The following is a 12,381-nucleotide window of genomic DNA, read 5'->3' on the forward strand; positions in this document are numbered from 1 at the left end:
TCCCTCTCTCATCCGACGAACTGCAGGCGGGACACCAGCCACCGGCCGGAGTCCTTGTCGTGGACCAGGTCCATCTGGATCCGGTAGTGCGACGGCCGCCCCTCGGGCGACTTGACGTTCTTGACGGTGGCGTCGACCGCCACCAGCACGACCGCCCGGCCGCGGTCACCGGAGACCAGCCCGGCCCGCAGCACCGACCCGCGCGAGTCGACCTTGTTCTCCACCACCGCGGCCCGGACCTGGGACTGCCCCCGGCTGAACTCGTCCTTGAAGTCACCGGTGGCCCCGGCCGTGATCCGCTGGATGTCCCGGTCCACGCTGGCCGCGCTGACCGAGACGAAGTTGACGCTGGCCTGCTTCGCGGCGGCGATCGCCTCCTGCCGGGCCTGGTCCGTCGCCCGGTCGACGTACCACCGGTGACCGGCCATGCCGGCGGCGGCGAGGGCCGCGGCGAGCACCACCACGAGCAGGACGATCAGCGGGCGCCGCCGTCGCGTCGGCGCTGGCGTGGCCCGCTTCTCCGCGGGGCGGCCCCCGGCGGCCTCCTCCGGGGGAGCGTCCGCGTCCGCCGGGTCGTCACCGGCCGCCGGATCCGCCAACTCCGCCGGGTCCTCGACCGGTTCCTGGTCGAGCCGCTTCAGCACGTCCTCGATCGGCTCCTCCGGCTGGGGAAGCTGACGGGGGACCATCCGGCGTTGCGCCGCCCGGCCCGGCACTCCAGGCTTCGCCCCCTTGATGACTTTCAGCGTGTGGTTCCTGCGTGCCTGCATCGCCACCTCCTTCTTCGCGCCGGTCACGGGGTCACCCCGGCGAGCAGCAACTGCTTCCACGACTGGTCCCCGGCCATCCGGGACTGACCACCGGTCCCGCCGAACTGCAACGGTCGACCGTCGGCGCCGAGCACCAGGCCGGTCGCCGGGTCGTACCCACCGGTGGTGGTTCCGGCCCTCGGCGCGGCGCCGGACGACGCCGGGCCGGCCGCGGGTTCCCGGCCCCCCGGTCGGGGGGCGTTGGCGTTGCCGCGCACGCTGGCGCCGGCCGCCCGCTCCCCGGCGTCGCACTTCGCGTTGCCACCCCCGTACACGCAGGACGGCGGGTCGTTGGCATTGACCACCAGACCGAGGTGCACGGTGCCGTCGCCCGGGGTGACGGTGAAACCGCCGGCGACGGCGATCGGGTACACCACCAGCATCTGCTCGATGCCGGGCAGCCGCCGGGCGGCGATGCCGTTGACGGTCACCAGATTGCCGAGCAGGGTGCCGACCGTCGGTTCCAGTCCCCGCAGCAGTGCGGACAGTTCACGCCCGGCGGGAGGTCCAGCGGCGAGCAGCCGCCGCAGGTCCGGGTCGGCCTCGCGGAGGGTGGCCGCCAGCTGGGCCAGGCCGGCCGCCCACCGGCGCAGCGCCTCGGCCGACTCTGCTTGGGTGGTGAGCACGGTACGTCCGTCGTCGATCAGCGCGAGCGTCTCCGGCAGCCGGGCGTCCGCCTCGGTCAGCAGCGCATCCCCGGCGTCGAGGATGCTGGCCAGCGCCGTCTCGTTGCCCTCGAACGCGGTGCCGAGTTCGGTGATCAGGACGGTGAGGTCCTCGGGGTCGACCGAGCGGACCAGGGCGTCGAGGTTGGTCAGCAGGACCTCCGGGGCGAGCGGGACGCCGGTCCGGTCCGCCGGAATCACCGCCCCGTCGGCGAGGTACGGCCCGCCGTCGCGGTCCGGGCGCAGGTCCACGTACTGCTCGCCGACGGCGGAGCGCTGCGCCACCACGGCCCGCAGGTCGTCGGGCACCCGGACGTCGCGCTGCAACCGCAGGTCGGCGCGGACCCCGTCGCCGTGCAGGGCGACCGCGGTGACCTGGCCGACCGGCACCCCGCGATAGGTGACCGGGGCGTTGGGGAAGATCCCACCGGCTCGGGTGAGGTCCATGTGGACGACGTAGCTTCCGCCGAGCAGCCGGTCGCCGACACCGACGTAGCGGACGGCGACGTAGCCGACGCCGAGGACGCTTACCAGCACGAACGCCAGAACCTGCAGTTTCGCGGTACGTCCGATCATGGCTTCAGTCCCCCTCCGAGGATGTCCGGCAGGCCGCCGATCTGTCCGGTCACCGCGCCGGTCACCGGCAGCACGCACTGCGCCGACATGACGGTGCCCGGGGGCAGTTCGGTCCCGGCGGGGAAGGCGGTGCCCGGTGGCACGACGCCCTTGGGCAGGATCAGTCCGCCGACGGGCACCGTCGAGCCGGGCTTGAGCAGGACGCAGCCCTCCGGCAGCAGACAGTCCTTCGGCGGCGTCCAGGTGGCGGGGAACCTGTCCGGGTCGGGCAGGCACTCAAGGATCGGCAGGCCGGGCAACGGACCGGTGCCGGGCAGCGGGACGGCGGGCGACGGCCCGCCGGCGGCGGGCGGCCTGGCCGGAGTGGCCGTTCTCGGCGCCGCCGCCGGGCCTGCCGGCGAGGGGGCCGCGGCGGCCAGGTTCGCCAGGATCGAGGCCGAGTCGAGGTCGGCGGTGACGGACAGGTTGACGAAGTCGCCGACGATCGCGCCGGTGACGTTCGGCGGGAACGGGTACGACAGCATGAAGTCCAGGGACTTCGGCAGGTCGTCACCGGCGCGTACCAGCTCCTCCAGGATCGGTTGCAACGACCGGAGGTTGGCCACGGTGTCGTCGCGGCTGCGGTTGACGACCCGGGTGCCGACGTCGCCGAGTTTGTCCAGGGCGGTCAGCGCGCTGGTCAGTTGGGCGCGCTGTTGCGCCAGCACGGTCAGGCCGGGGGCGAGGGAGTCCACCGCGTCGCCGAGCACCTGCTTCTGCCGGTTGAGCCGGCCGGTCAGCCGATCGAGGGCGTCGAGGGCGCGGACCAGGTCGGCCTTCTGCTTGTCCAGCCCGCCGATGAACTCGTCGAGCTGGCCCAGCGCGTCCCGGACGGCGGGTTCCCGTCCGGCGAGTGCGGTGCCGAGTTCCTGGTTGATGGTCCGCAGTTGAGCCAACCCGCCACCGTTGAGCAGCAGGCCGAGGGCGGCGAGGACCTCTTCGACCTCGGCGCCGCGGTTGGTGCGGGACAGCGGGATGACGTCGCCGTCGGCGAGTCGGCCGGTCGAGGCTCCGGTGATCGGCGCCGCGACGGTCACGTACTTCTCGCCCAGCAGGCTGCTCTGCCGGACCGCGGCAGTGGCGTTGGACGGCAGGCGCACGTCGGTGCCGATACGCAGGGTGACTCGCGCGGTCCAGCCGGCGAGGGAGATCTTCTCCACGCTTCCGACGGTCACGTCGTCGACCTTGACGGCGGCCTGCGGCACCAGGTCGAGCACGTCGCTGAACTCGGCGGTGACGGTGTACCCCTCGCCCTTCGGGGCGCCGCCGGGCAGCGGCAGGTCGGCGAGGTCGGGCAGGCCGCACCCGGTCGGGAGCAGCGCCATCAGGACCGCGCCGGCCAGGGCGCGCAGCGCCCGGGCGGTCACGGGGTGCCCCGCAGGATGCCGCCGAGGGTGGGGTCGCTGGTGATGCCGGAGCCGCCCGGCGCCTGGTCGGGGATCGACGCACCGGGGGAGCTGATGGGAGGTCCCGGTGAGGACCCGCCGGTCGCCGGGGCGCCGGGCGGCAGCTTGAGCAGCTTGCGCAGCTGGTCGGTCATGGGCAGCCCGCGCTGGTGCAGGGTCTGCGCGAGCGCCATGCACTTCGCGGGCACCTCAGCGGCGGGAAGCTGGTCGACCAACAGGGAGCAGGCGAAGCTGGCTGGGTCGTACGGGCCCATCGCGTTGTTGCGGGTGTCCAGGGTCCCGGACCGTGGGTTGTACGAGAGGGCGAGGTTGTTCACGGCGAGCGGGGCGACGTCGAGGATCTCGATGACCGCCTGTTGCTGGCCGACCAGCACGCCGGTGATCTCCGTCAGCGCGGCGACGTTGGAGGTCAGCGCGGCTCGGTTCTGCTTGACGAACGCGGTGACGTCGGCCAGCGCGGTGGCGAGGTTGCGCAGCGCGGCGGCCAGCTCGTCGCGTTGGCCGGCCAGTTGTTCGGCGACGTCGGCGAGTTGCTGGTTGAAGGCGCGCACCTCCCGGTCGCTGCGGGCCAGCGCGGTGGTGAAGCGTTGCAGGTTGGCGACGGAGCCGAAGAGGTCCTGCCGGCCGTCGGAGAGGGTGGTCAGCGCCCGGGACAGGCCGTCGAGGGTGTCGTGCAGGTTCTGCCCGTTGCCCTCCAGGTTGGCCCGGCCGGTCGCGACGAGGTCGGACAGGGCACCGTCGCGGTTGGCCCCCTCCGGGCCGAGGGTGCGGTTGAAGTCGTCGAGCGCCTGGTAGACATCGTCGATCTCCATCGGCGCGGCGGTCCGCTCCAGTGGGATCTCCGCCCCGTCGGTGAGCCTGGCGCCGCCGGCGTAGGCGGGGGTGAGCTGCACGTACCGGTCGCTGACCACGCTGGGCGGAACGATGAGCGCCTGCGCCTCGGCGGGGACGTCGATCCCCGGGGCGTAGGACATGGTGACCTTGACACTGCGGCCCTGCGGGGTGACCGTGAGCACCTCGCCGACGCGAACGCCCAGCACCCGCACGTCCGATCCCGGGTACACCCCGACGGCACGCGAGAAGTAGGCGACCACCCGCCGGTCGGGTGTGCCGTCACGGAGGACGACCACGCCGGCGGCGACGGCCACCAGCAGGGCGGTGGCGACGGCGACCGGTCGTCGCCAGCGCTGGATGGGACCGGGCATCAGCGGCCTCCCCTCGTCGGTTGGTACGGCTGGAGCAGACCGGCCACGTACGAGTCGAACCAGCGGCCGTTGCCGACCACGTTGGCGAACGTCGAGACGAACGGGCCCATCCGCTGGATGGTCTTCTCCAGGTCTTCCTTGTTGCGCTGCAGGATGGCGACCACCTCGCGCAGCTTGCGCAACGCGGGCTCGATCCGGGCGCGGTTGTCGGTGACCAGTCCGGAGAGCTGCGTGGCGAGTTCGTCGGTGCCGACGAGCAGCTTGTGGATGGCGTCCCGACGCCGGCTCACCTCGGCCAGCAGCGCCTCGCCGTCGGCGACCAGCTTGCGGAACTCCTCGTCCCGGCTGGCCAGCACGGTGGTGACCGAGCGGGCGCGGGAGAGCAGGGTCCGCAGTTCGGCGTCGCGGTCGGCGACCGTGCGGGAGAGCCGGGAGAGTCCGACCAGGGAGGCGTTCACGCTGTCGGGCGTGTCGGCGAAGGTCTCGGACAGGGTGGTGAAGGCGGCGGCGAGCTGTTCGGTGTCGATCTTGTCGAGGGTGTCGGCGAGTCCGGTGACCGCCTGCACCACGTCGAACGGCGCCGCGGTCCGGGCGAGGGGGATCTGCCCGCCCTCGCGCAGCCGCCCGGGCCCGGCCGGTATCAGGGCCAGGTACTTCTGGCCGAGCACCGTCTTGATCCTGATCATGGCGCTGGTGTCGCTGCCGAGGCGGACGCTGTCGTCGTCCAGCCGGAACCGGACCCGGACGTAGGGCGCGCCGTCTCGGGCGAGCTCCACCGCGGTCACCTTGCCCACCCGCACCCCGGCGACCCGCACCTCGTTGCCGGTGGTGAGGCCGCTGGCGTCGTGGAAGGCCGCCTGGTAGGCGCGTCCGGTCAGGTCGGCCAGCCGGTCGAGCTGGAAGGCGCCCAGCAGCGCGGCGACGATCAGCGCCAGCCCGACCGTGCCGATGACGACGGGGTTGCGTTCCCGGAACGGTTTCACTGGCTGCCTCCCGCGCATCGGGCGGCCGGGGCGCTGAACGTGGGCACGTCGATCGGCGCCCGGCCGGCCACCGCCACGTTGCCGTCGAAGTCGCAGAGGTAGAAGTTGAACCAGGAGCCGTAGGAGGCGACGCGGGTCAGGGACGCGTACCGTTCCGGGAGCCGGCCGAGGGTGCCGTCGATGACGGCCGCGTTGCGGTTGAGGTTGCCACTGAGTTCGTCCAGGGCTCGGATGTCCGCGGCGAGCGGTGGTCGTACCTCGTCGATCAGCGCGGACGTGGCGGTGGTGAGCTCACCGATGCTGACCAGCGACTCGCCGATGGCCTTGCGGTCGGCGGAGAGCCCGGAGACGAACTGCTGCAGCTGGCTGATGCTCTGGTCGAGGTTGCGGTCCCGTTCGGCCAGCGTGGCCAGGACGCCGTTGAGGTTGGTGACGACCCGTCCGATGACGGCGTCCCGGTCGGCAAGGGTGTTGGTCAGCGACGCGGTGCGTTGCAGCAGGCTGCTCACCGTGCCGCCCTCGCCCTGCAGCACCTGGATGATCTCGTAGGCGAGCTTGTTGACGTCGTCGGGGTCGAGGGCCGTGAACAACGGCCGGAACCCGTTGAACAGCACGGTGAGGTCCAACGCCGGCGTGGTCTGGCCGAGCGGGATGACGCCGTCGGCCCGCAGCGGCCGCCCCTCCCCCGGCCCCTCGCTGAGCGCCAGGTATCGCTGACCTACCAGGTTCCGGTAGCGGATCTTGGCGCGGACGCTGGTAGCCACCGGGACGTCGCGGGTGACGTTGAAGGCCACCTCCGCGACGGTGCTGTCGACCACCTTGATCCGGCTGACCTGGCCGACCTTCACCCCCGCGACGCGTACGTCGTCCCCGGGGAGCAGCCCGGTGACGTCGGTGAACCGGGCCCGGTAGGTGACGCCGCCGGGCGGGAAGGCACCGAGGGTCTGCGCGAGCAGCGCGGTCAGCAGCAGGGTCACCGCGGCGAAGACCACCAGCTTCAGCAGGGGCGCCATGGTCTTGCTGCTCATCGGGCGTTCACCACCCCTCCGCGTAGCAACGGCCCCCAGAGCAGGACCGCGATGTCGGGAACCTCCGCCGGCGGGGTGCCGGTGACGGCACCGACGAGCGGATTGACCAGGGCACGCTCCTCAGCGGTGCCGGCCCGGCCCATGCCCGGGGACCCGCCGGCCGGCGAGGTCCCCAGCAGGCCGACCGGCAGCGGGGTACGAGGGCGCTCGCCCCGGTAGTCGTAACCGTCGTTGATGGGCACCTCGGGCGCCGGCTTCCCCGGGTCGGGCACGCCCCGGCAGTGCGGGCCGTCGTGCGCGCCGTAGACCGGCTCGTCGCGGCCCTTCTCGTACTTGCCGCCGTCACGGGTGACCTCGAGGGTGATGTGCATCCGCCCGCCGGCGAAGACCTCCTCGACGCGGGGTTGCAGGGCGACCAGGCCGCTCATCATGCACGCGTACTCCGGGGAGTACGTGGCAAGCAGTTGCAGCACCGGTCGGCTGACCTGGCCGAGGGAGATGAGCTGGTCGCCGTGGCGGTCCAGGAAGCCGCGCGTGAGGTCCGCCGTGTCGGTGGTCTCGATGAGGAACGCCGCCAGCTGTTCACGCTGGTCGGTGACGGTGCGGGAGGTGACGGTCACGTCGCGCAGCAGGGCGAGCAGGTCGGGCAGCGCGGCGTCGTAGCTGTCCAGCACGACCGCCAGTTTCCGGATGTCCTCCGCGATGGTCGGCATGGCCGGGTTGAGCTGCTTGAGGTATGCGTCGAGCCGCTCGACGTTCGCGCCGAGCTGCTCGCCGCGTCCCTCCAGCGCGGTGGCGATGGCGCCGAGCGTCGCGGCAAGCTGGTCGGGCCGCACCGCCTGCAGCAGGGGCAGCGCCTGGTCGAGGACCCGTTCCAGCTCGACGGCCGTACGGCTGCGGTCCTGGCCGATGACCGCGCCGTCGCGGATCGGTGCGGCCGGGCCGCCGGTCGGCGGGACGAGTTCGACGTACCGCTCGCCGAAGAGCGTCTTGGGCAGCAGCCGCGCGCTGACGTCGGCCGGAATCAGTGGCGTCGTGGCCGGGTCCAGGGCCAGCCGGATCCTCGCGCCGGCGCCCTCGCTGCCCACCGAGCGCACCTCGCCGACGACCACCCCGCGTACCTTGACGTCGGCGCCCGGGCTGAGCTGCAGCCCGGCCCGACCGGCGTGCAGGGTTACCCAGGCGACCGGCGTGAACGCCTTCTTGTACTGCAGCACGGAGGCGGTCAGCGCCGCGGTCAGCAGGGCGATGAAGACGATGCCCAGAATGCGATTTCTCATGTTCACCCCGCGATCCGGACGGTGGTGGTCGCGCCCCAGATGGCCAGCGACAGGAAGAAGTCGACGATGTTGACCGCGACGATCGCGAGCCGGACGGCCCGCCCGACCGCGACGCCGACGCCGGCCGGTCCACCGCTCGCGGTGTAGCCGTAGTAGCAGTGCACCAGCACCACGATCACGCTGAAGACCAGCACCTTGAAGAAGGACCACAGCACGTCGACGGGGGGCAGGAACAGATTGAAGTAGTAGTCGTAGGTGCCGGCCGACTGATCGAAGTAGAAAACGGCGATGGTGCGGGTGGCCAGGTAGCTGGTGAGCAGCCCCACCACGTAGAGCGGGATGACCGCGATGAAGCCGGCGATCATGCGGGTGGTGACCAGGAACGGCAGGGACGGCACGCCCATCACCTCGAGGGCGTCCACCTCCTCGGAGATCCGCATCGCTCCGAGTTGGGCGGTGAAACCGCAGCCGACGGTGGCCGACAGCGCCAGCGCCGCCACCAGGGGGGAGATCTCACGAGTGTTGAAGTACGCCGAGACGAAGCCGGTGAAGGCGCTGCTGCCGATCTGGTTGAGCGCCTGGTAGCCCTGCAGGCCGACCTCGGTGCCGGTGAAATAGGTCAGGAAGCAGATGACGCCGACCGTGCCGCCTACCACGGCGAGCGCGCCGGAGCCGAAGCTCACCTCGGCCAGCAGCCGGACCACCTCGCGCTTGTATCGGCGCACGGTGCGCGGGGTCCAGGCGAAGGCGCGCAGGTAGAAGGCGAGCTGGCCGCCCAGGTCGTCAAGGTACCGCAGGCCCGGCATGTCAGCTTCCCTTCTGCGGTACAAGCTGGAAGTACACGGCCGTCACGACGAAGTTCAGCGCGAACAACAGCATGAAGGTGATCACGACGCTCTGGTTGACCGCGTCGCCGACGCCCTTCGGGCCGCCCTTGGCGGTCATCCCCTTGTAGGAGGCGACCAGCGCGGCGGCCGCACCGAACAGCAGGGCCTTGACCTCGCCCACCAGCAGGTCAGGCAGCTGCCCCAGCGCCTGGAAGCTGGCCAGGTACGCGCCGGGCGTGCCGCCCTGCATGACCACGTTGAACAGGTAGCCACCGCTCACCCCGACCACGCTGACCAGGCCGTTGAGCAGGACGGCGACCAGCATCGAGGCGAGCACGCGCGGCACCACCAGGCGCTGGATCGGGTCGATGCCGAGCACCTGCATCGCGTCGAGTTCCTCGCGGATCTTGCGGGAGCCGAGATCGGCGCAGATGGCCGAGCCACCCGCGCCGGCAATGATCAGCGCGGTGACGATCGGGCCGGCCTCGCGGACCACCGCGAGCACCGACGCGGCCCCGGTGAACGACTGCGCGCCGAGCTGCCGGACCAGCGAGCCGAGCTGCAACGCGATGACCGCGCCGAAGGGGATGGAGACCAACGCGGCCGGCAGGATGGACACCGAGCTGATGAACCAGGCCTGCTGGACGAACTCGCGGACCTGCACCGGCCGGCGGCCGAGGCCGCGCAGGGTGTCCAGGCAGAAGGCGAAGAAGTCGCCGGTGGCGCGGACGGCGGCGACGGGGGCGCTCATCCGGCCACCTCCCGGTGGTGCCGCCTGTCGGCGGCGAGCTCCCGGCCCAGCTCGATGGTCGGCTGCGCGGTGTCGCGACGGCCCTCGAAGGAGCCGGGTGGCGGGGTGACGCCGTTGTCCCGGCACCACTGCCCCGGCGGGCGCTCGGCCTGGCGGGGCAGCCCGTCCGAGGGCGGCAGCTGCAGCGGGATGGGCGGCAGCGGGGGCAGTTCGGCCCCGGCGTCCGCCTCGGCCTGCAACTCCTCGGCGTCCTTCTCCTCGGCCATCCCGATCGGGCCGACCCGCTGGGCGTTGAGGAACTGTCGCACCACCGGCTCGGTGCTGGACAGCAGCATCTCCCGGGGCCCGAACATGGCCAGGTGCCCGTGGTAGATCAGCCCGATGTTGTCCGGCACCGTACGCGCGGTGTTGATGTCGTGCGTGACGATCAGGAACGTCGCCCCGGTCCGCTGGTTGAGGTCGATGATGAGCTGGTTCAGGTACGCGGTGCGCACCGGGTCCAGCCCGGAGTCGGGCTCGTCGAACAGGACGATGCGGGGGTCGAGCACGAGCGCGCGGGCCAGTCCGGCCCGCTTGCGCATGCCGCCGGAGATCTCCCCGGGGAGCTTCTTCTCGGCGCCGACCAGGCCGACCATGTCGAGCTTCTCGTTGACCACGTCGCGGATCTGCGACTCGGACTTGCGGGTGTGCTCCCGCAGCGGGAACGCCACGTTGTCGTAGATGGTCATCGAGCCGAACAGCGCGCCGTCCTGGAACAGCACGCCGAACAGCTTTCGCACCTCGTACAGCGCGCGTTCGGAGAGCCGGGGCAGGTCCTTGCCCTCAATCCAGATCGAACCGGCGTCGGGCCGGAGCAGCCCCACCAGGGTCTTCAGGAACACCGACTTGCCGGTGCCGGACGGGCCCAGCAGCACCGAGATCTCGCCCGCCGGCAGGGTCAGGCTGACGTCCGACCAGACCGGCTGCCCGCCGAAGGACTTGGTCAGTCCCTGCACCGCCACTTCGACACCCATGCGCCCTCCCTCCGTCGACATCACTGACATCGCGCCGGCCGGACGGAACGCAACACACTTCTTTGCGCAGGCGGGCGGGCACCCAGGGTGACCTATGCAAAGTGGCCCACGTCTCGATAGCGTGCGGTTAACCCGCCGGTAACGAAGGTGTCTCGCAATCCATGACCACATCGATCGAGCCAGAGCTCGTCCGTCGAGCCGCTGTCGGCGATCCGACGGCGGTCTCGGCCCTGCTCACGGACGTACGGCCAGGGCTGGTGCGGTACTGCCGGGCTCGGCTGGGCCGCGTCGGCGGGGCGTACACCACCGCCGACGACGTCGCCCAGGAGGTCTGCCTGGCGGTGCTGAAGGCCCTGCCCCGCTACCGGGAGCAGGGCAAGCCGTTCTCGGCGTTCGTCTTCGCCGTCGCCGCGCACAAGGTCGCCGACGCCCAGCGGGCGGCGGTACGCGACTCCGCCGTCACCATGACCGACACCCCGGTGGAGCACCCGGACGCGGCGCCGGGTCCGGAGCAGCAGGCCGTCGCCACCGACCTGGCCCGCCGGCTGTCGGTGCTGTTGCAGCGGCTGCCCGACGTCCAGCGGGAGATCATCACGCTGCGGGTGGCGGTCGGCCTGACCGCCGAGGAGGTGGGCACGATCCTCGGCATGTCGGCGGCGGCCGTACGGGTGGCCCAGTCCCGGGCCCTCGCCCGGCTCCGTACCCTTGCGGGCAGCGGACTTGACGAGGTGGCGGCATGACCAGGAACGAGCCCGACGGCGGCGAGCAGCTGGACCTCGGTACAGTCACCCGCGACGACCTGCTCCTCGACGCGCTCGGGCGGGGCGAGGAGGGCACCGACGGCGACGACCTGGCGGCCATGCTCGCCGCCTGGCAGGCCGACGTCACCGCCGGCGTCGACGAGACCGGGACGAGCGACCGCTTCCCCGCCGTCGGCACCCAGGCCGGCGGGCGGGGCGGGGCCGACCTCCGTTCCGGGCCGTACGACGCCCGGGCCGGCCGCGTCCGACCGCGACGGCCCCGGCCGTGGGCACTGCGGCTGGCCGCCGCCGTGGCCGCCGTCCTCGTGCTGGCGACGGGACTGGGGGTGGGCAGCAAGAACGCCGGGCCGACGAGCCCGCTGTGGTCGTTGACCAAGGTCCTGCATCCCGAGCAGGCCGCGGTGCGCACCGTCGAGCAGAGCATCGCCCGCGCCCGCGACGCCGTCGCCGCCGGCCGGCTCGACGACGCCCGACACTGGGTCGACCGGGCCCAACAGGACCTGACCTCGGTCACCGACCCCGCCGACGCGGCCCGGCTGCGCGCCGAGATCGACGCCGTCCTGCGCGACCTGGCGGCGGCGAGCTGCCCCGGCTGGCCCCGGTGCGCCCCGCCTGCGCCGCCCGCGCCGGCCGCCTCGACGACCGGCGGTTCCCCGAGCGCTCCGGCCCCGGCTCCACCCCCGACCGCCCCGGCGTCGCCGTCGGCGCGGCCCTCGCCGCGGCCCAGCTCCGGATCCGGGCTCCTGCCGTCGCTGCCGTCGCTACCGAAGCCTCCCCCGCCGCCGGCGCCGAGCCCGTCGCTGCTGCCGTCACTGCCGGGGCTGCCGCTGCCCACCGGGGACCTGCTCGGCTGACCGTCCGGGCCGGCGCGGCGTCGTGCCACCCGGCCGGGTCGGTCGGTCACGGCAACGGATCGGCGCTGCACACCGGCCGCCACCGCCCCGGCCGACCCGACCGGCTTCCGCAGCCACCACCTCGTGCGCACTGGCGGCGCCGGCCGCCGGGCGGGGCCCTCGTGCGCACTGGCGGGGCGCGGTC

The 12,381-nt window shown here is 72.7% G+C and carries 12 protein-coding genes; 2 read left to right on the forward strand and 10 right to left on the reverse strand.

What is annotated here, in order from left to right; all coding sequences use genetic code 11:
* Positions 1–8: 8 nt before the first annotated feature.
* From ACTMTB_RS23705 to ACTMTB_RS23750, 10 genes are read right to left on the reverse strand one after another with little or no spacing between them, the layout of a single operon-like run.
* Positions 9–797 carry a hypothetical protein gene (locus tag ACTMTB_RS23705; RefSeq protein ID WP_441148431.1) on the reverse strand — a complete coding sequence of 263 codons (789 nt, stop codon included), beginning with the start codon at positions 795–797 and terminating at the stop codon, positions 9–11.
* A complete protein-coding gene (locus ACTMTB_RS23710) occupies positions 794–2,050 on the reverse strand; it encodes an MCE family protein (protein WP_441148432.1) in 1,257 nt (418 codons plus the stop codon). The genes ACTMTB_RS23705 and ACTMTB_RS23710 overlap by 4 nt, the downstream gene beginning before the upstream one ends.
* A complete protein-coding gene (locus ACTMTB_RS23715) occupies positions 2,047–3,456 on the reverse strand; it encodes an MCE family protein (RefSeq protein ID WP_441148433.1) in 1,410 nt (469 codons plus the stop codon). The genes ACTMTB_RS23710 and ACTMTB_RS23715 overlap by 4 nt, the downstream gene beginning before the upstream one ends.
* Complete coding sequence (locus tag ACTMTB_RS23720; protein ID WP_441148434.1) at positions 3,453–4,700, reverse strand: MCE family protein; 1,248 nt, start codon at positions 4,698–4,700, stop codon at positions 3,453–3,455. The genes ACTMTB_RS23715 and ACTMTB_RS23720 overlap by 4 nt, the downstream gene beginning before the upstream one ends.
* Positions 4,700–5,683 (reverse strand): MCE family protein, encoded by a 984-nt coding sequence (locus tag ACTMTB_RS23725; protein WP_441148435.1) that lies wholly within the window; start codon positions 5,681–5,683, stop codon positions 4,700–4,702. The genes ACTMTB_RS23720 and ACTMTB_RS23725 overlap by 1 nt, the downstream gene beginning before the upstream one ends.
* Positions 5,680–6,711, reverse strand: a complete 1,032-nt coding sequence (locus tag ACTMTB_RS23730; protein ID WP_441148436.1) for an MCE family protein — start codon at positions 6,709–6,711, stop codon at positions 5,680–5,682. Before ACTMTB_RS23730 ends, ACTMTB_RS23725 begins: the two co-directional genes overlap by 4 nt.
* Positions 6,708–7,991 (reverse strand): MCE family protein, encoded by a 1,284-nt coding sequence (locus ACTMTB_RS23735; RefSeq protein WP_441148437.1) that lies wholly within the window; start codon positions 7,989–7,991, stop codon positions 6,708–6,710. The genes ACTMTB_RS23730 and ACTMTB_RS23735 overlap by 4 nt, the downstream gene beginning before the upstream one ends.
* 2 nt (positions 7,992–7,993) lie before the next feature.
* A complete protein-coding gene (locus ACTMTB_RS23740) occupies positions 7,994–8,797 on the reverse strand; it encodes an MlaE family ABC transporter permease (RefSeq protein WP_210775907.1) in 804 nt (267 codons plus the stop codon).
* A gap of 1 nt (position 8,798) precedes the next feature.
* Complete coding sequence (locus tag ACTMTB_RS23745) at positions 8,799–9,569, reverse strand: MlaE family ABC transporter permease (protein WP_441148438.1); 771 nt, start codon at positions 9,567–9,569, stop codon at positions 8,799–8,801.
* Entirely contained in the window at positions 9,566–10,582 is a 1,017-nt protein-coding gene (locus tag ACTMTB_RS23750; protein WP_441148439.1) for an ABC transporter ATP-binding protein, read from the reverse strand. The genes ACTMTB_RS23745 and ACTMTB_RS23750 overlap by 4 nt, the downstream gene beginning before the upstream one ends.
* Before the next feature lie 161 nt (positions 10,583–10,743).
* Between ACTMTB_RS23750 and shbA the strand changes: the two genes are divergently transcribed.
* Together shbA and ACTMTB_RS23760 are read left to right on the forward strand one after the other, a co-directional pair.
* A complete protein-coding gene (shbA, locus tag ACTMTB_RS23755; protein ID WP_441148440.1) occupies positions 10,744–11,322 on the forward strand; it encodes an RNA polymerase sigma factor ShbA in 579 nt (192 codons plus the stop codon).
* Positions 11,319–12,197 (forward strand): anti-sigma-D factor RsdA, encoded by an 879-nt coding sequence (locus ACTMTB_RS23760; protein ID WP_441148441.1) that lies wholly within the window; start codon positions 11,319–11,321, stop codon positions 12,195–12,197. The genes shbA and ACTMTB_RS23760 overlap by 4 nt, the downstream gene beginning before the upstream one ends.
* The last annotated feature ends 184 nt before the right edge of the window (positions 12,198–12,381 follow it).

It is taken from the genome of Micromonospora sp. L32 (genome assembly GCF_052068055.1).
Taxonomy (GTDB): domain Bacteria; phylum Actinomycetota; class Actinomycetes; order Mycobacteriales; family Micromonosporaceae; genus Micromonospora; species Micromonospora purpureochromogenes.

Bases quoted from the DNA above. Each gene is read 5' to 3' on its own strand.
- ACTMTB_RS23740 (WP_210775907.1), bottom strand. From the start codon at position 8,797: ATGCCGGGCCTGCGGTACCTTGACGACCTGGGCGGCCAGCTCGCCTTC.
- shbA (WP_441148440.1), top strand. From the start codon at position 10,744: ATGACCACATCGATCGAGCCAGAGCTCGTCCGTCGAGCCGCTGTCGGC.
- ACTMTB_RS23710 (WP_441148432.1), bottom strand. From the start codon at position 2,050: ATGATCGGACGTACCGCGAAACTGCAGGTTCTGGCGTTCGTGCTGGTA.
- ACTMTB_RS23760 (WP_441148441.1), top strand. From the start codon at position 11,319: ATGACCAGGAACGAGCCCGACGGCGGCGAGCAGCTGGACCTCGGTACA.
- ACTMTB_RS23730 (WP_441148436.1), bottom strand. From the start codon at position 6,711: ATGAGCAGCAAGACCATGGCGCCCCTGCTGAAGCTGGTGGTCTTCGCC.
- ACTMTB_RS23745 (WP_441148438.1), bottom strand. From the start codon at position 9,569: ATGAGCGCCCCCGTCGCCGCCGTCCGCGCCACCGGCGACTTCTTCGCC.
- ACTMTB_RS23735 (WP_441148437.1), bottom strand. From the start codon at position 7,991: ATGAGAAATCGCATTCTGGGCATCGTCTTCATCGCCCTGCTGACCGCG.
- ACTMTB_RS23720 (WP_441148434.1), bottom strand. From the start codon at position 4,700: ATGCCCGGTCCCATCCAGCGCTGGCGACGACCGGTCGCCGTCGCCACC.
- ACTMTB_RS23750 (WP_441148439.1), bottom strand. From the start codon at position 10,582: ATGGGTGTCGAAGTGGCGGTGCAGGGACTGACCAAGTCCTTCGGCGGG.